Origin of the sequence: Salinispora sp. H7-4 (assembly GCF_013416675.1) — a bacterium.
GTDB classification, from domain to species: domain Bacteria; phylum Actinomycetota; class Actinomycetes; order Mycobacteriales; family Micromonosporaceae; genus Micromonospora; species Micromonospora vitiensis.
Map to the genome: position 1 here is coordinate 15,527 of NZ_JABZED010000039.1, position 22,327 is coordinate 37,853.

22 protein-coding genes are annotated in these 22,327 nt (G+C 68.6%); 9 read left to right on the forward strand and 13 right to left on the reverse strand.

The window, feature by feature from the left end; all coding sequences use genetic code 11:
* Positions 1–159: 159 nt before the first annotated feature.
* From H0524_RS16280 to H0524_RS16290, 3 genes are all read left to right on the forward strand, one after another.
* Positions 160–1,575 (forward strand): nitrate/nitrite transporter, encoded by a 1,416-nt coding sequence (locus H0524_RS16280; protein WP_180199404.1) that lies wholly within the window; start codon positions 160–162, stop codon positions 1,573–1,575.
* Complete coding sequence (locus tag H0524_RS16285) at positions 1,572–2,978, forward strand: MFS transporter (RefSeq protein WP_180199405.1); 1,407 nt, start codon at positions 1,572–1,574, stop codon at positions 2,976–2,978. Before H0524_RS16280 ends, H0524_RS16285 begins: the two co-directional genes overlap by 4 nt.
* A gap of 257 nt (positions 2,979–3,235) precedes the next feature.
* Positions 3,236–3,586: a hypothetical protein gene (locus tag H0524_RS16290; protein WP_255436004.1), complete on the forward strand. Its 351-nt coding sequence runs from the start codon at positions 3,236–3,238 to the stop codon at positions 3,584–3,586.
* 60 nt (positions 3,587–3,646) lie between these two features.
* On the opposite strand, the gene H0524_RS16295 is transcribed toward H0524_RS16290, so the two are convergent.
* The 4 genes from H0524_RS16295 to H0524_RS16310 all read right to left on the reverse strand — a co-directional run bounded on the left by H0524_RS16295 (position 3,647) and on the right by H0524_RS16310 (position 8,262).
* The gene (locus H0524_RS16295) at positions 3,647–4,282 is read right to left on the reverse strand and encodes a vitamin K epoxide reductase family protein (RefSeq protein WP_180199406.1); all 636 of its coding nucleotides are present in this window, start codon (positions 4,280–4,282) and stop codon (positions 3,647–3,649) included.
* On the reverse strand, positions 4,279–4,938 hold the full coding sequence (locus tag H0524_RS16300; protein WP_180199407.1) for a thioredoxin domain-containing protein: 660 nt from the start codon (positions 4,936–4,938) through the stop codon (positions 4,279–4,281). Before H0524_RS16300 ends, H0524_RS16295 begins: the two co-directional genes overlap by 4 nt.
* A gap of 207 nt (positions 4,939–5,145) precedes the next feature.
* On the reverse strand, positions 5,146–7,158 hold the full coding sequence (locus H0524_RS16305; protein ID WP_180199408.1) for a cytochrome c oxidase assembly protein: 2,013 nt from the start codon (positions 7,156–7,158) through the stop codon (positions 5,146–5,148).
* Positions 7,159–7,338: 180 nt separating this feature from the next.
* On the reverse strand, positions 7,339–8,262 hold the full coding sequence (locus tag H0524_RS16310; RefSeq protein ID WP_180199409.1) for a cation diffusion facilitator family transporter: 924 nt from the start codon (positions 8,260–8,262) through the stop codon (positions 7,339–7,341).
* A 501-nt stretch (positions 8,263–8,763) separates the two neighbouring features.
* On the opposite strand from H0524_RS16310, the gene H0524_RS16315 reads away from it, so the two are divergent.
* Entirely contained in the window at positions 8,764–9,612 is an 849-nt protein-coding gene (locus H0524_RS16315) for a CPBP family intramembrane glutamic endopeptidase (protein WP_180199450.1), read from the forward strand.
* Positions 9,613–9,887: 275 nt separating this feature from the next.
* Here H0524_RS16315 and H0524_RS16320 read toward each other — a convergent pair whose 3' ends face one another.
* The 3 genes from H0524_RS16320 to H0524_RS16330 all read right to left on the reverse strand — a co-directional run bounded on the left by H0524_RS16320 (position 9,888) and on the right by H0524_RS16330 (position 12,862).
* On the reverse strand, positions 9,888–10,736 hold the full coding sequence (locus H0524_RS16320) for a hypothetical protein (RefSeq protein WP_180199410.1): 849 nt from the start codon (positions 10,734–10,736) through the stop codon (positions 9,888–9,890).
* 364 nt (positions 10,737–11,100) lie between these two features.
* On the reverse strand, positions 11,101–12,399 hold the full coding sequence (locus tag H0524_RS16325; protein ID WP_180199411.1) for a glycosyltransferase: 1,299 nt from the start codon (positions 12,397–12,399) through the stop codon (positions 11,101–11,103).
* A 1-nt stretch (position 12,400) separates the two neighbouring features.
* Entirely contained in the window at positions 12,401–12,862 is a 462-nt protein-coding gene (locus H0524_RS16330; protein WP_180199412.1) for a GbsR/MarR family transcriptional regulator, read from the reverse strand.
* 227 nt (positions 12,863–13,089) lie between these two features.
* Between H0524_RS16330 and H0524_RS16335 the strand changes: the two genes are divergently transcribed.
* Together H0524_RS16335 and H0524_RS16340 are read left to right on the forward strand one after the other, a co-directional pair.
* Positions 13,090–13,608, forward strand: a complete 519-nt coding sequence (locus tag H0524_RS16335) for an SRPBCC family protein (RefSeq protein ID WP_180199413.1) — start codon at positions 13,090–13,092, stop codon at positions 13,606–13,608.
* A gap of 143 nt (positions 13,609–13,751) precedes the next feature.
* Positions 13,752–15,086, forward strand: a complete 1,335-nt coding sequence (locus H0524_RS16340) for an ABC transporter substrate-binding protein (protein WP_180199414.1) — start codon at positions 13,752–13,754, stop codon at positions 15,084–15,086.
* 139 nt (positions 15,087–15,225) lie between these two features.
* On the opposite strand, the gene H0524_RS16345 is transcribed toward H0524_RS16340, so the two are convergent.
* Entirely contained in the window at positions 15,226–15,969 is a 744-nt protein-coding gene (locus H0524_RS16345) for an enoyl-CoA hydratase/isomerase family protein (protein ID WP_180199415.1), read from the reverse strand.
* Entirely contained in the window at positions 15,966–16,823 is an 858-nt protein-coding gene (locus H0524_RS16350; RefSeq protein ID WP_180199416.1) for a 3-hydroxyacyl-CoA dehydrogenase family protein, read from the reverse strand. The genes H0524_RS16345 and H0524_RS16350 overlap by 4 nt, the downstream gene beginning before the upstream one ends.
* 236 nt (positions 16,824–17,059) lie before the next feature.
* On the opposite strand from H0524_RS16350, the gene H0524_RS16355 reads away from it, so the two are divergent.
* Positions 17,060–17,440: a PPOX class F420-dependent oxidoreductase gene (locus tag H0524_RS16355; RefSeq protein WP_180199417.1), complete on the forward strand. Its 381-nt coding sequence runs from the start codon at positions 17,060–17,062 to the stop codon at positions 17,438–17,440.
* A gap of 120 nt (positions 17,441–17,560) precedes the next feature.
* Here H0524_RS16355 and H0524_RS16360 read toward each other — a convergent pair whose 3' ends face one another.
* Positions 17,561–17,770 carry a BldC family transcriptional regulator gene (locus H0524_RS16360; protein WP_007073996.1) on the reverse strand — a complete coding sequence of 70 codons (210 nt, stop codon included), beginning with the start codon at positions 17,768–17,770 and terminating at the stop codon, positions 17,561–17,563.
* 252 nt (positions 17,771–18,022) lie between these two features.
* Complete coding sequence (locus H0524_RS16365; protein WP_018816305.1) at positions 18,023–18,862, reverse strand: hypothetical protein; 840 nt, start codon at positions 18,860–18,862, stop codon at positions 18,023–18,025.
* Positions 18,863–19,081: 219 nt separating this feature from the next.
* Here H0524_RS16365 and H0524_RS16370 point away from each other — a divergent pair, with 219 nt between their 5' ends.
* Together H0524_RS16370 and H0524_RS16375 are read left to right on the forward strand one after the other, a co-directional pair.
* A complete protein-coding gene (locus H0524_RS16370) occupies positions 19,082–20,164 on the forward strand; it encodes a Glu/Leu/Phe/Val dehydrogenase (RefSeq protein WP_180199418.1) in 1,083 nt (360 codons plus the stop codon).
* A 291-nt stretch (positions 20,165–20,455) separates the two neighbouring features.
* On the forward strand, positions 20,456–20,671 hold the full coding sequence (locus tag H0524_RS16375; protein ID WP_011904080.1) for a DUF3073 domain-containing protein: 216 nt from the start codon (positions 20,456–20,458) through the stop codon (positions 20,669–20,671).
* A 213-nt stretch (positions 20,672–20,884) separates the two neighbouring features.
* On the opposite strand, the gene amcA is transcribed toward H0524_RS16375, so the two are convergent.
* Together amcA and amcB are read right to left on the reverse strand one after the other, a co-directional pair.
* Positions 20,885–21,121: a multiple cyclophane-containing RiPP AmcA gene (amcA, locus tag H0524_RS16380; protein ID WP_180199419.1), complete on the reverse strand. Its 237-nt coding sequence runs from the start codon at positions 21,119–21,121 to the stop codon at positions 20,885–20,887.
* Positions 21,090–22,193: a cyclophane-forming radical SAM peptide maturase AmcB gene (amcB, locus tag H0524_RS16385; protein ID WP_304610814.1), complete on the reverse strand. Its 1,104-nt coding sequence runs from the start codon at positions 22,191–22,193 to the stop codon at positions 21,090–21,092. The genes amcA and amcB overlap by 32 nt, the downstream gene beginning before the upstream one ends.
* Between the last annotated feature and the right edge of the window lie 134 nt (positions 22,194–22,327).

A 22,327-nucleotide genomic window follows, 5' to 3' on the forward strand; every position in this document is an offset into this window, starting at 1 on the left:
GCTATTCGACCGGGTGGAGTGCGACCGACGGGACCTGCTGCCAGCCAGACGGGGAAGAAGGTCCCTACCCGCTGCTGATAAACGACAGCAGCCTTGGGTAGACAGTCGCGCCAGTGACGCTAGCGCCGACCTCCTTCTACCGCTGATCGAGGAATTGCCGTGTACGTCAAACCCGCTCCAGACGACCCGACGCCGGAAACGGCGGCCGAGCAGAACAGCCGTAACGATCGTGGGCGTACCCGGGTCCTGACCCTGTCCACCATCGGCTTCACCGTCATGTTCGCGGTGTGGCTCATGTTCGGCATCCTCGGCAAGCCGATCAGCGAGGAGTTCGGGCTCTCCGAGGTGCAGCTGTCCTGGATCATCGCCGCCGCCGTGCTCAACGGCTCGCTCTGGCGGCTCCCCGCCGGGATCGTGGCGGACCGGATCGGCGGACGCCGGGTCATGACCGCGATGCTCCTCGTGACCGCGGTCGCCTCATTCCTCGTATCCCTCGCCGACTCGTACGCGATGCTGTTGGTGTTGGCGTTCCTGGTCGGTTTCGCCGGTAACTCCTTCACCGCGGGTATCGCCTGGAACTCCGCCTGGCAGCCGCGGGAGAAGCAGGGATTCGCGCTCGGCCTCTTCGGCGCCGGCAACGTCGGCGCCTCCGTCACCAAGTTCATCGGCCCGCCGCTGATCGCCGGTACCGCCGGTGCCACCTACCTCGGCGTCATCGAGGGCGGCTGGCGGCTGGTCCCCGTCGTCTACGCGGTGTTGCTGCTCATCCTCGCGGCGGCTACCTGGTTCCTCACGCCGCGTCGGGATCGGGTGCCGAGCCACGGCACTCCGCTCCGCGCGCAGCTCGTGCCGCTCAAGCAGCTGCGGGTGTGGCGCTTCAGCCTGTACTACGTGGCGGTGTTCGGTGCCTACGTGGCGCTCGCCGCGTGGCTGCCGACCTACTACATGAACAACTACGACGTGTCCCTGCAGACCGCGGCCTACCTGACCGCCCTGTACATCTTCCCCGCCTCGCTGCTGCGACCGGTCGGCGGATCGCTCTCCGACCGCCTGGGTGCCCGTCGGGTGATGTACTGGACATTTGGCCTGATGCTGCTAAGCACGGGCATTCTGATGATGCCTTCGGGCCACATCGTCGTCAACCACCCCGACGGCAGCCAGACCACCCACCTCGCCTACCAGCTCGGCATCGTGCCCTTCACCCTGCTGGTCGTCCTGCTCGGCTGCGCCATGGGCATCGGCAAGGCCGCGGTCTACAAGCACATCCCGGAGTACTTCCCAAGCCAGGTGGGAGCGGTCGGCGGTCTGGTCGGCATGCTCGGCGGCCTCGGCGGCTTCTTCCTGCCCCCGCTGTTCGCCTACACCAAGGCCTGGACCGGGCTCCCGTCGAGCACCTTCCTGGTCCTGTTCGTGCTCACCCTCATCTGCGCGATATGGATGCATCTCACCGTCGTGCGCATGCTGCACGGTGAATCACCGCAGCTCGCTGACCACTTCGAAAAGCCCGACTTCACGAACCGATCGGCCGCGCCCGCTTCGGCGGCGACCCGTGCGCCCAAGGAGACCCACGAATGAACACCACGAGTTCCACCCGGAGATCCGGGAACCGCGAGTGGCTGGAATCCTGGAACCCGGAGGATGCGGACTCCTGGGACAAGGGCTTGGCGTGGCGGACCCTCTGGATCAGCACCTTCACGCTGACCCTCTGTTTCACCTCGTGGTTCCTCGCCTCGGCGATCGCCCCGAAGCTGACGAACCTCGGCTTCGACCTCAGCACCAGCCAGCTCTACTGGCTCACCGCCATGCCCGGCTTGGCCGGCGGTCTCATGCGCCTGATCTGGATGGTGCTGCCGCCGATCATGGGCACCCGGAAGATGGTCACCCTGACCACCGTGCTGCTGCTCCTGCCCGTCCTGGGCTGGGGAATCTTCGTTCAGGACCCGTCCACGCCGTTCTGGGTGCTGCTGTCGCTGTCGTTCCTCTCCGGTATCGGTGGCGGAGCGTTCTCCGGGTTCATGCCGAGTACCTCCTACTTCTTCCCCCGCCGACTCCAGGGCACCGCGCTGGGCGTCCAGGCCGGTATCGGCAACTTCGGCGTCTCGCTGGTCCAGCTGCTGACCCCGTGGGTCATCGGCTTCTCGCTGATCGGCTTCCTCGGCAGCTCCCGGCCAATGGCCACCTCGCCCGGCGAACCCGCCCGGGATGTTTGGTACCAGAACGCGGCGTACATCTACATCCCGTTCATCATCGTCGGTGCCGTGCTCGCCTGGACCATGCTGCGGTCGGTCCCCGTCAAGGCGAACATCCGGCAGCAGTTCGACATCTTCCGCAACGCCGACACGTGGTGGATGACGCTGCTCTACATCATGACCTTCGGTACCTTCGCCGGACTGTCCGCCCAGTTCGGGCTGCTGATGAAGAACCTCTACGGTGCCGGCAACCCCGACATCGTGCAGGGCACCGGTGCCGCAGCACAGCTACTCGTGGACGGCTACTCCGTACCCGACCCGGTCAAGTTCGTCTTCCTCGGCCCGCTGGTCGGTGCCGCGGCCCGCGTCGCCTTCTCGCCGCTGACCGACAAGTTCGGCGGTGCCCGGTGGACCCTGATCTCCGGAATCGGCCTCGTCGTCTCCATCGGCTTCACCATCACCGCCCTGCAACCCGACACCAGCTCGGCCGCGGCGCTGGATGCCGGCTTCGACCGGTTCCTCTGGGGAATGCTCGCGATCTTCCTGTTCAGCGGGATCGGTAACGCGTCCACCTTCAAGCAGATGCCGATGATTTTCGAGCGCCGGCAGGCCGGTGGCGTCATCGGGTGGACCGCGGCGATCGCCGCCTTCGGCCCGTTCTTCTTCGGAATCGGCCTGACGCTCATGTCCCCGACCGCGTTCTACCTCGTCGGGCTGGTGTTCGCTGCCCTCTGCGTCGTCATCACCTGGCAACGCTACGCCCGCCCGGGAGCGCCCAAGCCCAGCTGACCATCCCGTCCCGCTCCAACCGACTGCGGACCTGGGGCGCAATTACGACCGGGCTGACCTCGTTGAAACCGGCAACGAGGTCAGCCCGGTTTCTTCTGTTCCCACCGATTGGCGCCCGGTGGCCCCGTGCCGGTCGGCCGGCCCGTGCCCCACCGGCGCGGTGTGACGCCGACCGGGTCCGCGCCACGCTGCTCGAGTACGACCCACGGAACGTCGCCGCGGCACAGGCCCGAGCAGCCGCGGCGAACCTCGAGTCGGTGACCGTCCGCCAGGCCGACGCCGGCGACCTGACCTCCTACCGGGACGCCGTGCCCGCCGACCTCGTCCTCATGGCCGGAGTCCTGGGCAACATCAGCGACGCCGACATCCGCGCAACTGTCCGCGTGCTGCCGCAGCTCTGCGCGGCCGGCGCCACGGTGGTCTGGACCAGGAGTCGACGACCCCCCGACCTGACCCCGGACATCCGCACCTGGATGTCCGCCGCCGGGTTCGCCGAGCGAGAGTTCACCGCTCCGGAAGGAGAGCTCTTCTCAGTCGGGGTCCACCGCTTCACGGGCACCCCGCAGCCACTGACCACCACCGGTAAGTTCTTCCAGTTCCTCTTTTGAGCAATGGCGAAGCCGGCTGCTTTCCGGAACCGCCAGGGCCGGTCGGGAGCCGCGACGGTCTCAGACCAGGGTGATCCAGTAGTCCCAGAAGCGGTGCAGGATCGCGGCGACGATGAACGCGAACCAGATGACGAGGACCAGGCTGTGGTAGAGGGCGACGTGTTCCGTTGCGCGTCGCAGCGCCCGCGGGAGGACGGTCGCGTTGTCGCGCAGGGTCTGCAGCGTGGTGTAGAGGAAGATCGGAATGGTGACCGCCCAGACCACCATGCAGTACGGGCAGAGCGTGCCGATCACATAGAGGCTCTGGTAGATGAGCCAGTGCACGAAGACGACACCGAAGGTGACGCCCCCCTGCAGGCCGAGCCACATCCACCGCGGGAGGCCTGCGGTGGCGAGCAGGACGACGCCGAGCGTGGTGACCACGGCGAACCCTGCGATGCCGAGGAGCGGGTTGGGAAATCCGAACACCGCGGCCTGCGGAGTGCTCATCACCGAACCGCAGGACAGGACCGGGTTGATGCTGCAGGTGGGGAGGTACCCGGGGTCAGCCAGCAGGTTGATCTTCTCGATGGTGAGGGTGGCGGCGGCGAGCAGGCCGACACCACCGCCGACGGTGAGGACCCACCCGGTGACGACAGTCAGGAAGTGGCGCTCCGCGGAGGTGGTGACGGGTTGATCGACGGTGGCGGTCGTCATCCGGCCAGGGCAGTGTCGATCATGGTGACCAGATCGTCCTTGTGCAGGTCGGAGAGGGGCTCCCCGTTGAGGAAGAAGGTGGGGGTGCCCTGCACACCGACGGCCTCACCGTCGGTGCGGTCCTTCGCCACCCGGGCGGCGGTGGCGGGGTCGTTCAGGTCGCGCTGGAAGCGGTCGATGTCCAGCCCGAGGGTACGGGCGTAGTCGAGGAAGACCTCGGTCTGCGGCTCCTCCTGGTGACCCCAAACGTCCTGGTTCTCGAAGAGCAGCTGGTACATCTCGGCGAAGCGGTCCTGGTTGGCCGCGGCCTCCGCGGTGCGCGCGGCGAGCTCGGCGTTGGGGTGGCTGGAGATGGGGAAGTACCGCACCACGAAGGTGATCTGCCCCTCGTAGTTGGCGAGGATCTCCTTGACCGTCGGGTACACCGCCCCGCATGCCTCACACTCGAAGTCGAGGAACTCCACCAGGGTTATCTTGCCGTCGGGAGCGGAGGTCAGTCGGTGGCTGTCCTCGCGGACCAGCACCGTGGGTTCGACCGTGCCACCGGTCGTCTCCACGCTGGGAATCGCGTCCGGGCGGTTGAGCGCCAGCACGCCGACCGTCACCAGAATCAACGCCACCACCGCGGCAAGGGTAAGCCGGATGTTCCTCGTCATATCTCCGTCTCCTGTCGGTCTGTCCGATCCCGCGGCGACCGCCCTGAGCAGGCGAGACGCCGGAGGCAAAGGTACCGGGCGCACCGCCACGGATCACTGTGATTCACCTGTTCGGCACGGAACGGGCAGGGCCGCACCGAGCGGCGAGGCCCTCCGGACCACGATCCGGCTCGCTGACGCCCGCGGCGAGGCGGCCCAACCACCCACTCACCGGCGAACCTGCCGATCGCGGTCGGCCAGATCCGCCAGCATCCGGTTGTACGCGGCCAGCTCGGCGTCCTCGCGCCCTTCGGCTTCGGCGCGGTCGGCGGCCCGGTCCCGGCGGCGGGCCTCCCGCTCGTCGGCCTTCATCCACTGGCGCATCAACGCGCCCAGCACGACGACGGTGGGCAACTCACCGAAGGACCAGGCGATGCCGCCAGCGGTGCGTTGGTCCTCCAGGGGGGTGGCGCCCCAGGGGCGGTCCAACGCGATCCACCAGGTCTCCGCGATCAGAGTGGTGGACTGCATGAGCGTGACGCCGAGGAAGGCGTGCAGCACCATGCTGATCAGGACCAGGATCAGTTTCAGCGGATGTGGGATGCGGCGCGGCGCGGGATCAACGCCGATGACGACCCAGAAGAACAGATAGCCGGCGCCGAGGAAGTGTCCGACCATGGCCAGGTGCGCGGCGTGTGAGCGCAGTGCCAGCTCGTACAGGCCGGTGAAGTACATCAGGTAGAGGCTGGCGACGTAGATCACCAACGCGACCACCGGGTTGGTCAGGAAGCGCGAGAGCCGTGAGTGCAGCGCGACCTGCAGCCACTCGCGGGGGCCCGGCCAGCGCGGGTCGGTCGACGGGGCCAGGGCGCGCAGCGCCAGGGTGATGGGGCCGCCGAGCGCGAGCAGAATCGGGGCGATCATCATCAGCAGCAGGTGCTGAATCATGTGGATCGAGAACAGCAGCGGCCCGTAGCGGGCCAGACCGCTCGAGGTGGCCACGATGATGAGGGCACAGCCCACCAGCCACATGGCGGTACGGGAGACGGGCCAGGCGTCGCCGCGGCGGCGGAGCCGCCACACCCCGGCTGTGTAGAACCCGGCGGCGGCCAGCGCGGCCGCCATGATCAGCGGCTCGGGCAGCCAGGCGGTGGCGAGGTTGCCGATGGTCAACGGCGGCGGCATCGGGAAGCCGAGTAGCGCGGTGGCGAGGTCCTCCGTCTCCGCACCGATGGGTGCCGGGGTGCGGGACAGCGCGACCGAGGTACCGATCGCCGCGGCGAAGAGCAGCGTTTCGACGACCGCGACCCGCAGGAACGGCCCGCGCCGACCTGCCGCCAGGGCCGGCAGGGCCCGGCGACGGTGGGCCAATCCCGCGGCGGCGATCGCGACGAGCGCAGCGGCCTTGATCAGAAGCACCTGCCCGTAGCGGGTGCCCAGCAGGTCGGCGGCGCTCGGAAGCCGAACAGCGGCCGACAGCAGCCCGGACAGGCCCACCGCGGTCAGGCAGCCAACGGCGAGGGGGGAAAACCTGCGTACGGCCCGCGCCAGGTCGGCGGTCGTGCCGCGACTGGTCACGGCCAGGGCGAGCAGGCCACCGGCCCAGATGGTGACCGGCAGCACGTGCAGGAGCAGACCGGAGACCGCCAGCTGGTGGTCGCCGCTGGCCGCGGCGTGGCCGGTGAAGACCGGCGGCACCAGGGCACCCAACGCCAGCAGCAGGGCGGTCAGCGCGCCACCGGGTCGCAGGCTGGTCGCGGCGACCAACGCCACGGTCAGGGCCAGGGCGCCACTGAGTGCCAGGGACTGCCCGAGCGGGACGGCGGTGGCGAAGTGAAGCACCCCCGACAGGGACAGCACCTCCGCGGCGGGGAGGCCGAACAGATCGACCATGGTGTAGCTGACCGCAACCGCGGCCGCCGCGGCCCAGACCGAGGCCGCGCCGGCGGCAGCGCGCATGCGGCGGTAGCCGATCGGGGACAACCGCCCACCCTCGTCCCGGGGCGAGAGCACCACCGCCGCCAGCAGCAGACCGACCGTGGCGACCGCGCTGACCTGCATGCCCAGCCGGGAGGCCGGCAGCAGCCAGGCCGTGGTTGGTCCTGGGTCCGGCAGCCCGGGCGGGGCCTCCGCGACGGCACCGCCACCCCACCACAGCAGCACCGCACCGACGGCGGCCGCCACCAGCACCGTCCCCGCCGACAGCAGAAACGGCCGACGCCCAACGGCGGCGAGCGCCATCACCGGGTCGCCAACCGACGCGGGTGGCGGGGGACCGGCCGGAGACCGGCGACTACCTGCCAGACGGCGGCCCGTCGGGTGGTCAGGCTGGATGGGCGGTTCACGAACAGCTCCCAGGTAGATGGCGGAATATCAGGTAGTCGGCCGGTTGCGCCCGCTGGTTCCCAGGAGCAACGCAGATCACCACCCGCTCCCGTGGCAGACAGCGTCCGCGTCGGCCGACTCCGCCGGTTCGGCCTGCAGGGTGGCGTGCGCGATCGCGAAACGATCCTGCAGCAGCCGCCGGGACCGGGCCAGCACTGCGGCGAGATCGGCATCACGCTCGAGAGCCAGGTGCGCCGAAGCAACGTCCATCCCCGAGGTTAGCGTCCATACGTGCAGGTCGTGCACGTCGGCCACCCCGTCCACGGCGAGTAGCGCCGCCCGCACGGCGGAGATGTCCAGATGTGCCGGCGCGGCCTGTACCAACACCCGCAGCGCGGCTCGGCCCAACTGGTACGCGCGGGGCAGGATGAACAGCCCCACCGCCACCGCGATCAGCGGATCGGCGTACCACCAGTCGGTCACGGCGATCACGACCGCGGCGACGATCACGCCGACAGAGGTGAACAGGTCTCCCAGAACCTCCAGGTAGGCGCCCCGCACGTTCAGACTCTCCTGCGAGCCCGCCCGCAGGAGGAAGAAGGCGACGACATTGGCCGCCAGGCCCGCTACCGCCACCGCCAGCATCGGGCCCGCCAGCACCTCCGGCGGCTGGCTGAACCGACGTACCGCCTCGACCACCACGTAGCAGGCCACGGCGAACAGCAGGACGGCGTTGGCCAGCGCCGCCAGCACCTCCATCCGATAGAGCCCGAACGTTCGCTGGCCAGACCGGGACGCCCTGCTGGCGGCGGTGATCGCGGCCAGGGCCATGCCGATACCGAGGACATCGGTGAACATGTGGCCGGCGTCGGAGAGCAGCGCCAAGGAGCCGGTCACCACCGCCGCGACCGCCTCCACGACCATGAAGGTGAGGAGTAGCCCGAAGGCCGCCCAGAGCCGACCCCGGTGCTTTACACCGGCCCGCGCCGCTTGTTGACCGTGATCGTGCCCCGCGCCCATCCGCCTCTCCCTTCTCGCCCGCCAGTGCCACGCCGAACATATGCTTACATGACTATACATGCAAGTGTGGCAGGCATCACCCGCTACAACCCGCGAGCTCCATCGAGCGGACGAACACCCGCCCCGCCAGGGCGGACCGCACCCGGGATAACGAGCACCGGAACAGCCGGCAGTTTTCCTCAACCTGGGTTGATGCTGTTATGTGCCATCGCATCCAGATATTCCGCTGACCCACCAACGCATGCGCCCAACACTGAAAAAGAGCGATATAGCCGCTGAAACGAACTTCGGGTGAGGGCAGCATCGAACCCCCGCCCGCCCTGGCACGGGGATTCCCCGCCCACCCTGGCACGGGGAATCCCGCACGAAAGGTAGGGAGAGCCCCAAGCCCGCAGGCAGGGATTCCCTACCCGAATGTGGCGGGCCAGCCGCCATGACGAACGCCTTTCGCTGGCACCAGAATTAGGCCAGGGGCAGCACATCTGCGAGGAGCTGAGCGGCATGGGCGGTGGCACCACACAGCGTCGGCCGGGTCCGCCAAGGCAGCGACCCAGCACGCCCGTACCAACATCGACCGACCTGCCGGCGCAGTACTCGCTGGCGAAAATCCTGGGAATCTGGGCGGCCGCCGCCCTACCCATGGGCCTGGGCTACTGGGTGATTACCCCCGTAGTCGCAGACGGCCCCTACGACACCGTGGTATTGGCAACCAGCACGCTCGCGGCCGGCCTGGTCTGGCAGTTCGTGCTGGCAATGTTGATACTCCGGCGTGAGGAGAAATCAGTAGGCCCCTCCGCCATGGCCCGCCGGCTGTGGCTACAGGTTCCCAGAGACCCGGTGAACGGTCGGCCCCGCAAGCGCCTCCTCTGGCTGCTGGCGCCACTGGGAATCGCGTTCGTACTCAATATGATGTACCTGGCGCCGGCGATTCAGAACCTGCAGCAGCACCTGCTACCCGGACTGGCCCCACTGCCATTCCAGAACGCCGAAACGCTGTTCTCGACCGAAGTTGCCCCGCGAATGGAAGGAGCCTGGTGGTTCCTTGCGCTCTTCCTGACGCTCAGCATCTTCAATGTCTTCCTCGGTGAGGAGTTTATCTTCCGCGGAATCCTCCTACCCAGGATGCAAGGCGTGTTCGGGTCAGCAGACTGGTTCGCCAACGGCGTCCTGTTCGGCCTGTACCACCTACATCAGCCCTGGACTGCTGGCGGCATCATGCTGACCAGCGGGCTAATCATGTCCCTACCAGTAAGGCGCTATCGGAGCATGTGGCTCTCGGTCATTCCGCACTCGATCCAAACGGTGATCGTGTTTGGGATGCTGCTCGGCCTCATGCGGGGCACGGCCTGACACCACGACTCCACCACGACCCGACCCAGGACATGCGGCAGGGCAACCGACGTAGCCGGGGCAACAGCGCCCGGCCACCAACACCTTTCCACCTGGGGAGGCTTGGGGACCTGCCCCCGTCCCGGGGCAACAGTCCCCAAGCCTCGATCGCACGCGTGGCAGCCCTTCGCGTCGACCAGCCGAAGTCACCGCAACCGTGATCCCGCAAGCCGGAGGGCGCTCGCACCGGCTCACCCCGCGCCTCCGGCGCAGTGTTGACGAGGGCGGAGACAGAGTCAGTTAGCGGGAATCGTCACCAGGTCGGCCAACGGCTTCTCTGTTGCATCTTCCCTCGGCCGGGAGAGGTAGAAATCGGCATACAAATATCCCGCACTCTCCATGTCGGCCGGATCGACGCCCCGCGCCGCCAACTCCGCCATCGCCCAATCCCGTTCGGTGTCGTCGATAAACCGCCGCTGCCGAACAGACTGGTCCGCCTTCTCGGTCACGAGCCCGTACTGCGCGAGCACGTCCGAAATCGGCTCATAATCGTACGTCCGAAGGCAGAACGCGGCGACCCAGGGCGGAGCCTCTGTGCAGGTGAGTAGCCGTTCGAACGTCCGCTCGGTGACATAGCCAATGCCACCCGTGGTCGTGATGAGGTCCACCTCCGACATCTTCTTCGCCAATTCTGACGACGGCTTTGTCGCCTCCAGGTTCTCGACAAAGGCATCGTCGAGCGCACCGACCGCCACCCCGTGCCGAGTAGCATTCTCGGCGACGTCCAAACCGATGACGTGCGGGGCGTCTGGCCGGGCCCGCTGACCCAGAAATTCGTTCTCGGCGCGGCGCACCTGGTCCACGGTGCGCCCGTCGTCATTGGCGCCCTGGTAGTACGTGTACACGTCGTCCAGCTCAAGATCGGTCTTGGTGAGCACCCCGACGATGCCATAGGAGCAGCACACGTCGAGCACGGTGGGGCGATAGCCGTCACCCCACGGTTGAGCATCGATCAGCTGGTTGAATACGGTAGCCCCATGCTGCGGGATCTCGTATTTCAACCGGCGCAGGTTGGCGTAGTACGCGCCGGGCGTCTCCTGGTTGTAGATTCCGCTGAAGTTGGCCTTACCGGACTCGTCGGTCAACGCTTTGACTCCCTTTACTCCGGATGCAAACTCAGGGCTCAAACACAGCCTCCGACCTGCGGCGGCCGGAGGCAACGGGTGCTACACCGGTAGGATATGGTGAATTCGTAGATTAGCCAAGCCGGCAAATCAGACAACCTACTCCAGCCACGGGGTTACGTAGTGTGGTGATCCCCGTGAGATCGCAGGTAGGAACGGGTATGGCGCGCGAGTACGTCGCGCGGTGTCGCTGATTGTGATCGGGGACAGTGACGCGTCGCAGTACTCTCCGGCGTCACTCTCCGGCGTCCTTTCCACCGGACGAAGCCGCAGACGACTCGGGCCAGCGGCACCCAGGGCGCGGCCACTCGGTACCGCTGGCGTCCTAACCCGTCGGGTCGAGGAGAGTGTCGATCCTGCCGACCGCGTTCGCCACGCCATCCTCGGTCGCGAGGCTCCGCCCCAGCTTGACCGCGGCGGCCCGGATGTCGGCGTTGGTGGTGACCGTACGGATGGCGGTAGCCAGGCGCTGCGGGGTGAGCTTCCGCTGCGGTATGGGCGCGCTGCCCGCGCCGAGCGCGAACACCTGCCGGCCCCAGACGAACTGGTCCAGGAGAAACGGGCAGATCACCGAGGGCTTGCCAGCGCGTAGCGCCGCCGCGGTGGTGCCGGCCCCACCGTGGTGCACGACGGCGGACATCCGTGGGAAGAGCCAGTCGTGTGGGGCCTGGGTGAGGTGCCAGAGGGTGTCTGCCGACCCGGTGCCGGACGGCTCGGTCGCCGCCAGTCCACCCCAGCCGGTGGCCACGATGCCGCGGACACCGGCCCGGCGCAGCGCCTCGCCGACGAGGCGGGCGAGTCGGCGCGGGTCGCGCCCGGCCATGCTGCCGAAGCCGACGTACACCGGTGGGTCGCCCGCCTCGATGAAGTCGACCAGGGCGGCCGGGGGCTGCCAACGGGTGGCCTCGTCAAGGAACCAGTAGCCGGTGAGATGCGCGTGCCCGGGCCAGTCGGCAGGACGCGGCAGGACGTGCTCACTGATGCCGTGCAGCACCGGGATCGGCCGCCCGTCGGGGAGCCGGGTGGTCAGCGCGGCACCACGGGCCTTCGGGAGCCCGAGCGTGTCGCGGCGAAAGGTGTTCACCATGCCGTCGTACATCCGGTATCCGGCACCGGCGAGGCGGTAGGTCAGTCGGTTGTACCACCGGCCGAGCGGCAGTTCGGGCAGCCCGACGAGGGGGAAGTCACCGGTCGGTACGGCGACCGGCACCGGCAGCGCCAGGACTACCGGTACGCCGAGCTTCTCGGCGATGTGCGGACCGGCCAGCACCTTGGGGTGGTAGACGACCAGATCTGGCTTGGCCTGTCTGGCTGCTGTCCAGGCATCGGTCAACAACCTCCGGTTGATCGGGTTCGCCTGCCGGGCCAGCCGGAGATTGGTCTTGACCGCCCCGAGCAATCCGGTGGTGTCCTCCATCGCGGCCCGGCCCGCTGCCGAATCCAGCAGCTGCAATATGTCGTCACTGAGCTCGCCGTACGCCAGACCCTGTTCGGTGACGAACGACCGGAATCGGGCGCAGGTGGCCAGGGTGACGTCGTGACCGGCCGACTGGAGACCTCTGCCGAGGGCCACGTACGGCTGGACATCCCCTCGTGACCCTACGGTGATCACCAGGATTCGCATCCTAACCGTCCTTTCGCGCTTGTTGACGGAACTCCTCCATCAGGGCGGGGGTGCGCTCGATCATGAAGGTGTAGAAGTCGCGGGTATGGCGTAACCGGCTGGCCTCGGGTGCCGCCGCATCGCCTACCAGATCGATCCCGCGCTGCATCAAGTCGATGAAAACCCGCATCTTTTCGGTCGGGTCGAGGGCACGGGCGAAGGCGTCCGGATGCATCTCGTACGCGTGCCCTCGGCCCGGGCTCGGCACCCGCCGGACCATGCCGGACTGTTCCAGCACCCGCATGCCGGTGGACACCGAGGCCTTGGAGAGCCCCATCGCCGCACCCAGCTGCGCGGTGGTCTGTCTCGGCGGGTCGCAGATGAGCAGCCAGCCCAGCAGCTTGCCGAAGGCGGGGGTGGTGCCCATCCGAGCAAGGACGACGCCGACCTCCTCGGCGTACCGCCGGCCAGCCTCCGGGTCCATCTGTTCTCCCTCCTGACACAAGCATCTTGAACATTCAGAATTTTCTAAATCTAGATACTAAAGGTCGTCCAGAAACCGGGGCCAGGGCGAAATACGAGAATTTCCACCAGGAACACATTCCCGAAGGAAGTGTTGACGACCCGCCCCACCTGGCTGCGGTTTAACAGTTGAAATCGAGCACTTCACCATGCTGCATCGGCACGCATCAGCCGGTATCGTCCCGGCTTATGGGACAGGAGATAATCGATCCCTCTGATATCCAGCAGGATTTCGCCCGGTTCTCGCTCCGCAGCGCGCTCCTCGTTCCCGCCTCGGCGCAGCAGGCGTTCGAGGTATTCACCGGCGCAATAACCGACTGGTGGGTCACGGAGTACACCTGGTCCGGCCCCGGCCTCCTGGCCACGCTGGGGATGGAACCACGGGCCGGTGGGATGCTGTACGAAATCGGCCCGCACGGCTTCCGCAACGACTGGGGCCGGGTGCTGGCCTGGACCCCGCCCCGCCGGCTCGTCTTCACCTGGCAGATCGGGGCAGACCGTGTCCCCGCGCCCGATCCGGCCCGGGCCAGCGAGGTCGAGGCGCTCTTTCGCCCCGACCGGTCGGGGCAGACCCGGGTAGCGGTGGAACACCGACACTTCGATCGGCACGGCCCGGCAGCGGAGGGCTACCGCCGGGCACTGACCGCTGGCTGGTCCGAACTTCTCGCTCGCTACGCGAGCGTGGTCGCGAAGCGCGCCCCCGGCTGAAGCACTGGCCCATCGCTTTCCACCAGTTTCAACACTCTGCGTAATCAAAGAATCCGGCCTGCCGGTGGGGATAACCGGAGTTATGGGCGTCTTGCCAGGCAAGCTACGCTGCGTAGCGTTACTTCGCCCGAGGAAGGACTGCGATGCTGATCCCACGCGCCACGCGAGCTGCCACCCTTGCCGCCTGCGCGACGCTCCTGCTCGCCAGCAGCGCGTGCGGGACCGACGATTCCGACGAGACCACCGCTACCGCGGTACGTCTCTACGGCACCGACAGCACCATGCTCAACTCGTTCCCCACCGAGTTGGGAGACCAGGCCAACCTGGTTGACGGGATGAAGGGGACCACGCCGCTGACGCCGCTGCCGGAGGACTTCAAGGACCGGTTGCTGTCGATCGAGCCCGACCTGACCAGCTTCGTCTATGCGGCGGAGGCCTACGACGCGGTACTGATCAGTGCGCTCGCCGCGCAGCTCGCCGGCACCACCGATCCGGCGGCTTTCGCCGCCCAGATCGTCGGAGTCACCAACGGCGGCGAACGGTGTGAGACCGCCGTGGACTGCCTCACGCTGGCCCAGGACGGGCAGGACATCGAGTACCGCGGCATCTCGGTCAGCCGAGGTGGGTTCACTGCCACCGGCGAGCCCTCCACCGCCAGCTACGCCACCCTGCACTTCGACGGGACGCAGATCAACGACGCCAAGACCGAGTTCGTCGGTGCGGGCTTCGAGTCCAACGCGAGCAGCACGCCGCCGCCGGAGACCGGGGCCGCCGACGAAGACGCGGAAGGCCCGCTGGTACTGGGGGGCCTGCTACCGCAGACCGGCGCCCTCGTGCTGTCCCACCCACCCCTCGCCACCGGCGCCGCCCTCGCGATCAAGGAGATCAACGCCGCCGGTGGCGTCCTTGGCTCCCCGGTTACCTGGATCGACGGCGATGACGGCACGGATCCGGCGGTGGCCAAGGCAACCGTGGCGAGCCATGCCGCGGCCGGCGTCCACGTGATCATCGGTGCCGGCGCCTCGGGCGTCTCGCGGGCGGTGCTACCCGACGTGATGCAGGCCGGGATGGTGCTGTTCTCCCCGTCGAACACCGAGGCGAGCCTCACCGATCTGGACGACGAGAACCGCTATTTCCGGACCGCTCCGTCAGACAGCCTGCAGGGCCGGGCACTGGCTGACGTCATCCTGCGGGACGGACCGCAGCGGGTCGCCATCGTGGCCCGTCAGGATGCCTACGGCGAGGGGCTACAGGAGATCGTCCGGTCCGAGCTGGAACGGGCGGGCATCGACGCGGGCCGGCTCAAGCTGAAGACCTACCAGCCGCCGGAGGGCGCCGAGGCCGCAACGGTGGACTTCACGTCCGTGGTCCGCGAGATCAAGGAAACCGGGTCCGACGCTGTAGTGATCATCGGCTTCAATGAGTCGGCCGGGCTGATCCGGGCCCTCGCCGACGCCGGGGTGCCGCTGCACAGCTGAGCCGCAGTCGGACGCTGGGCGGGGCCGCACCGAAACAGGGGTGCGGCCCCGCCCCCGCTATCCAGGTACCCCGCCCAGCCGGCTACGCACCCCGTCCAGTCGGCTACCGGCCCCGCACCGCTGCCGACATCACCTGGAGCTACGGCCGGCGCCGACGCTCAAGAAAATCGGTCATCCGGCGGTGCTTCTCCTCGTCCGCAAAGAGCACTGCCTGACTGACCAGATCCACGTGTGGATGCGCGGCGGCCGGAGCGTCCACGGCCAGCTTGGTCAGCCGCAACGCGAGCGCGGAGCCCTTCGCCACCTCGTCGAGCAGGGCGTGCGCCGCCGGCAGCAGCTCGGCCGGCTCGGCGACCACCTCGTTGACCAGACCGATCCGCAGGGCCTCCGCGGCATCCACCCGCCGGCCGGTGAAGAGCAGCTCCTTCGCCCGCGCCTCGCCGACCAGCGCCGGCAACCGGTGCGTCGCCCCCGCCCCGGCCAGGATGCCAAGCCGCACCTCGGGCTGCCCGAAAACGGCCCGCGACGTGCACACCCGCAGATCGCCGGCGTACGCCAGCTCGGCGCCGCCACCCAGGGCCGGCCCATCGACAGCTACCACGGTCGGCATCGGCAGCGCCCTGATCCGGGCGAAGACCGCCGAGTTGATCGCGGCGAGGGCATCCAGCCGGTCGCGCTCGCGGAGCTGTCCGATGTCGGCGCCCCCGGCGAAGATGCCCTCGGCGCCCCCGGTGAGCAGCAGCAGCCGCGGCCGGGCCTCCAGCTCGGCGCAGAGTGCGTGGAGCGCGTGGACGAGGTCAACGTCGATGGCGTTGCGCTTCTCTGGGCGGTCCAGCACCGCCACCACCCGGTCGGCCTGTTCGTCGATGCGCAGGCCCCTCACGCCTTCGCTCCGTTCTCCCACCGGTAGAAGCCCTGGCCGGACTTCTTGCCGAGGTGTCCGGCGGCAACCATCTCGACCAGCAGCGGCGGCGGCGCGAACCGCTCCCCGTACGCGGCCGCCAGGGTGCGGGCGATGTCGAGCCGCACGTCCAGACCGACCAGGTCGGTGAGCTCCAGCGGCCCCACCGGATGCCGGTAGCCGAGCACCATCGCCTTGTCGATGTCCGCTGGTTCCGCCACCTTGTCGGCGACCATTCGGATCGCCTCCAGACCGAGCGTCACCCCCAGCCGGGAGGTGGCGAAGCCGGGCAGGTCACGTACGACGACGGGATCCTTGCCCAGCCGAGCGGCGAGTGCGACCGCCGCGTCCGTGCTCTGCGGTGCGGTCCCCGGGCCGACCACGACCTCGAGCAACGTCATCGCCCACACCGGGTTGAAGAAGTGCAGACCGAGGAAGCGGTCGGGGCGGGTCAGCCCCTCGGCCAGCTCGGCGATCGAGATGCTGGAGGTGTTGCTGGCCAACAGCGCAGGGCGCAGGTGCTCGGCGTCGCGCAGCACGGAGCGCTTCAGGTCGACCCGCTCCGGGACGGCCTCGACCACGACCTCCGGGCCGGCGCTGACCTCAGTGAGGGCTCCCCGAACAGTCACCCGAGACCGGTTGGCGTCGGCCTGCGCAGCCGTTAACCGGCCGCGACCAACGGCCCGGTCCCACAGCTCGCCGAGGCGCGCCGCGGCGGCTTCGCCCCGGGCCGGATCGACCTCGACCAGGTCCACGTCGTAGCCGGCACCAGCCGCCACGTACGCGATCCCGAGGCCCATCGTGCCGGCTCCGATCACGACCCAACGGTCACCCATGGCGCCTCCTCCCTCCGGCGGTGACTCGGGGATCACCCGTGTTGTCCCGCCTACCCGTGTCGCTCGTCCCCGCGACCCTATTGGTTGGCAGGCATCGCGCGGCAGCCCGGCGCCGGGCGGAGGGAGGCTCCCGGGTGGACCGCGTCGCGCCAGCTCCACCACCAGCGCTGCGGTGCGCGGCACGCCGGTCCGACGCACTGCCCGGTCAACGGGCCGCGGGGTCGTATCCTGGCGGCGTGACCACGCTGGACCGACTCGCGACCGAGAAATACATCCTGCTCACGACCTTCCGCAAGGATGGCCGTGCGGTGCCGACCCCGGTTTGGGCGGTCCGTGACGGCGATGCACTCGTAGTCTGGACCGTTGCCAACTCCGGCAAGGTGAAGCGGATCCGGCGCAGCGGCGATGTGACCGTCGCCCCCTGCGATGTCCGAGGGCGCCCCCATGGTCCAACAGTGCCCGGCTACGCCGCGCTCGCCGACGCGGCGGGCACCCGGCGGGTCCGGGGCCTGATCAAAGAGAAGTACCGGGTGCTCGGCCGGCTCACCCTGCTGGGGAGCCGGCTACGCCGGGGCGAGCAGGGCACGATCGGGATCCGGGTCACGCTCAAGGACTGAGCCGCGTGCACCCGCAGAGCCCGACCGCGGGCTGAGCCGCGTCCACCCCATCGAAATGCCGTAGGGCGGTGGACAGATCGTCCACCGCCCTACCCACATTGTCCGCTGGTTCTCACCAGGTCAGTCCCCCTGACGCTGCTGTGGGATCTGCCCCTGCAGCAGCGCTCTGACCTCCGACTCCCGGTATCTGCGGTGTCCACCAAGAGTCCGAATCGCACTCAGCTTGCCGGCCTTGGCCCAACGGGTCACCGTTTTCGGGTCGACACGGAACATCGACGCCACCTCGGCCGGCGTGAGCAGCGGCTCCGGTTCGTGCGTTCGCGATGCCATGGGTCACTCCTCCACATGTATAGACATCGGCCGGGGTCCCGCCGGCCGACGCGTCTCCCATGGTCCGGCTAGTCCCCGATGTCCGACATGGGCCGAACGGCCGAACGTCCCTAGACGGACGGATGAACCATGCCCGATTTATTCCCCTTTAACATGACAGGAGGCACCATATCTAGCTTCATGATCACGGTTCGTGGCGAATCAAACGCGAAAGGTTCCCGGGTTGGCGAGGTGGAATCAACCAATTTGGCGTCAGTTGCACCGCTCAAGCAACTGCACCGCGCGCCACCGTGCCACCAGCTTGTCGTAGGCCGCTGATGCCTCCTCCGCCTCACCCCGAGACAGCCCGGCCAGGCCAGCGGCGACCAACTCCGGCGAGTCGTCCGCCGCGAGGGTCTCGTCGGAGAGCAGCGACACCAGCCCGCCGTAGTCCAGCTCCACCACCGACCGCGGATGGAACTCCTCCAGCCAGCGCGCGGCCTCCTCCACCGCCTCGGTGATCGGCGCGGCACCGACCGACTTCCGCAACACGGCGAGAGCCCGCGACGAGCGACGGCGGGCCTTGGAAATCTCCGTCCGGTACCGCAGTGCCCGCCGGCCGGGCTCGGTGACCTGGTGCCGCTCCACCGGCTCGAAGAGGACAAACCACCGCAGCGGCACGCCCCAGGTGGCGATCTGCTCGTGCACCCGGGGAACGCCGTGTTCCAGCACGCGCGCCCCGCTACGCCAGTCGTCAACCACCGCCCGGGCCTTCCCGGCGAGCACCGGCGGCACAAAGGCGTCCGCCAACACCGGAGGTACGCCATCACGCGCGTTCAGTGCCGCCTCGGCGACCCGGATGCGCAGGTTCCACGGGCAGACGAGCAGGGTGTCGTCAGCCTCCAGGACGTACGCCTCGTCCGGCAGGTTCGGCAGCCGCGTCCAACCCGCGCCGAGGGCCTCGATCACCGTCGTGAGCTGCCGGCCGGGCCCCTCCACCGGGGCGACAGCCCGGCCCTGCTCGACGTAACGCCGCCAGTATGCCTGGCGGTCCCGGTCGAAGGCGGTCAACGGTTCGTACACGCGCAGGTATGCGGCGAAGAGCGAGGGCACGGCGCGATCCTCCCACGAGTCGAATGCGAATCCCTGGTGGCACAGTTTCGCGTGCGCTCCAGAAGAGTCGCCGAGCGGCTGATCCCGCCGTACGAACGCACACGCTGGTGACGACGGAGACGATGTCGGCCGATACTAGGCTCAGCGGCACCGGCAGCATCCCGCCGGCGTCCGCAGGTCCGCGGCCCACAAGGCCGCACACCACACCAGGAGTGAGTCATGGGCGTATTCGCCACCACCGACGACCCCGGGTCGGTCGGCCACGAGCAGGTTCTGTTCTGCCAGGACAAACAGTCTGGCCTTCGGGCGATAATCGGCATCTACTCCACGGCGCTGGGACCCGCGCTCGGCGGCACCCGGTTCTACCCCTACGCGAGCGAGGAGGCGGCCCTCGCCGACGTGCTCGACCTCTCCCGCGGCATGGCGTACAAGAACGCCCTCGCCGGGCTGGACCTGGGCGGCGGCAAGGCCGTTATCTGGGGGGATCCCGAACAGCTCAAGAGCGAGGCGCTGTTGCGCGCCTACGGCCGCTTCGTGGCCACCCTGGGTGGTCGCTACTACACTGCCTGCGACGTTGGTACCTACGTCGCGGACATGGACGTGGTCGCCCGGGAAACCCGGTTCGTGACCGGCCGGAGCCGTGAGCACGGGGGCGCTGGCGACTCCTCGATCCTGACCGCCTGGGGCGTATTCCAGGGTATGCGCGCCGCAGCCGAGCACGCCTGGGGCACGCCGACGCTACGGGGCCGACGAGTCGGTGTGGCCGGCCTGGGCAAGGTCGGCAAGCACCTGGTCGGCCACCTCCTGGACGACGGCGCCGAGGTCGTGGCGACCGACGTGAACCCACGGGCCCTGGCCTGGGCGCGGACGAACCATCCGCAGGTGACGCTGATGGACGACGCCACTGCGCTGGCCGCCGCCGACATCGAGGTGTACGCCCCGTGCGCGCTGGGGGGCACGCTCAACGACGACACCGTTCCGGCGCTGCGGGCGAAGGTGGTTGCCGGGGCGGCGAACAACCAGCTCGCCCACCCGGGCATCGAAAAGCTCCTCGCCGACCGGGGCATCCTGTACGCGCCCGACTACGTGGTCAACGCCGGTGGCGTGATCCAGGTTGCCGACGAGATCGAGGGCTTCAACTTCGAACGCGCGAAGCTGCGAGCGACCAGGATCTACGACACCACGCGAGAGATCCTCAGGCTCGCCGATACCGAGGGGGTGCCGCCGGCGGTGGCCGCGGACCGGCTGGCCGAGCGGCGGATGGCTGAGGTGGGCCGGCTGCGGACAATCCTGCTGCCCTGAGCACGTCCCGGGGGCGGGCCGGGCTGGTTCCGCCCCTGGGCCGCCACAACGACGCGGCGCGGTTAAGCTGGATTCACGGTGATTCGCCTGCTGTTAGGGGCGCTCTCCGGATTGGCCCTTACCGAGTACACTGGGTGACGACCGGCCCGCCGCGACGCGCGGAGCCGGGCGACGGTAACCCGAGGTGCCGAACGATGACATCTCCATGTACCGTAAGAGCCACGAGAGATGCCTGACGTCATCGGGGCCCGCCTTCGGGCTGCCCCGCATTCTGTGCGAGGGGGTCGAGCCATGGGGCGCGGCCGAGCTAAGGCCAAGCAGACAAAGGTGGCCCGGGAGTTGAAGTACCACTCCCCGAACACCGACCTCGCCGCCTTGCAACGCGAACTCGGCGGCAGCCACAAGTCGGACCACGACTTCGACGACGACTACAAAGAGTATGTCGACGACGATGACGAGGACCACGTGGACGACGACCCGGACAACCGGGCTCGTCCCAACCGCTGACCCCTGGTCGCAACTGAGCACGCGGTCGATCCGCGTGCTCATGTCTGTGCCCATCGGTCAGCGGACCCCGACGGAGGCGGGGCGGGTCTCGGAGTGCCGGCAGTGGCTCCGAGACCCATCCCATTCGGCAGGGGTGGTGGAACACCGATGGAGCGTGGACGGCTCGGTGAAACCAACCAGTCGACTCCGCGTTACTCGGTGTAACCAGCCGACTCAGCGTGGACGGTTGTTCCAGTTATAGAACGTCGGGATGTTCTCGAAGTGGTTCCAGGCACAAACCGCGCTGGCGGAGCCACCTCCCGCCGCCTCCGCCCGTAACCGACGGGCCGCCTCGGCCTCGCGAAGCAACGTGGTGAGGTCGGCGCCAGCGGCGCGGACCCGATCGACCACGTCCTCCGAGACCGTGCCCGCCGTGCGCTCAGGTTGCTGGGGACCGGTGTCCTCGGGCATGCTCCAACACTCCCTCCAGTAGGCGGATCTTGCTGTTGCGGCAATGCTCGGTCTCCGTACCGTCAAAGCGACCCTGCTCGAAGTAGCGATTGGCCGCATGGCCACCGCCGCAGAAGCCGAAGTAGGAACACGACGCCCGGCAAGCCTCCACCCCGGCGAGGAACTCCCCGACCCAGGGTGTCTCCACGGCCTCGGCCAGGATCTTCGCCAACGGAGTGACCAGCACGTTGCCGCTGCTGAAGTCGCCGTACCGGGGGTTGGTGAAGCCCGCCAGTTCGGGCGAGAGCACGGTCACCGAACCGTCATGACCGACCGTGGGAATCGGATCCAGCCGGCGGGGCAGCACCTGCTCCTCGACACCGTCCAACACCGCGGCGACGTACCGCAGAGACCACTCGACCTCACGCAGATGGATGCGGGGGTTCCGGCGCCAGGCTGTCACCAACTCGGACCAGAAGGCCGCCACCGCAGCCGCGTCGTGACGGTTGGCCCGGGTATTGACCCCCTCCATCTCCTCGATGTTCACGCCCAACACGTCCGGGCCGAGCTCAAGGAAGAAGTCGTACAACTCGCGGGCGAGACCCGGCGCGGGGCGCCCCACCACGGCCAGCGCCGAAAACGGCAGCCCATGCCGCCGCAGTGCCTCGACCCCCCGCATGATCTGGGGGTACGCGGGACGCCCGCCCCGGTTGACCCGATCCGTGCTGCGCTCCCGCGGCCCGTCCACGCTGACACTCACCCGGACCCGGTGCTCCGTGAAGAACCGACACCAGACATCGTCGATCAGCGTCGCGTTGGTCTGGACGTGATGCTCGACCTCCGGCCCGAACGGGGCCATCAGTGCGGCGAGTAGCTCCGGCCCAGCGGCGAGTGGCTCGCCGCCGTGCCACACCACGGAGAAACGCCCGGCTCGCGCCCACGGGTTGACTGATGCCGCCACCGCCTCCGCCACGCTGACCGGCATCCGCCGGTCCGCGTGGCGGAGCGGGAGATAGCAGTACACGCAGTCGAGATTGCAGAGCGTTGTGGGCTGCATAACCACATAGGCTGGGACGGCAGCCAAACCGCGCATCCCACCTGTCGACTGCCCCCGTACCGCCATCGCCCTCCTCTGCCCTGCCGGGGCGCGCTACGACACCCCGGCGTGCCCCGGCGACGTTGCGGGGGTGCTCCTCAGGCTAGGCGGCGTCGACCACCCGGGTGAAG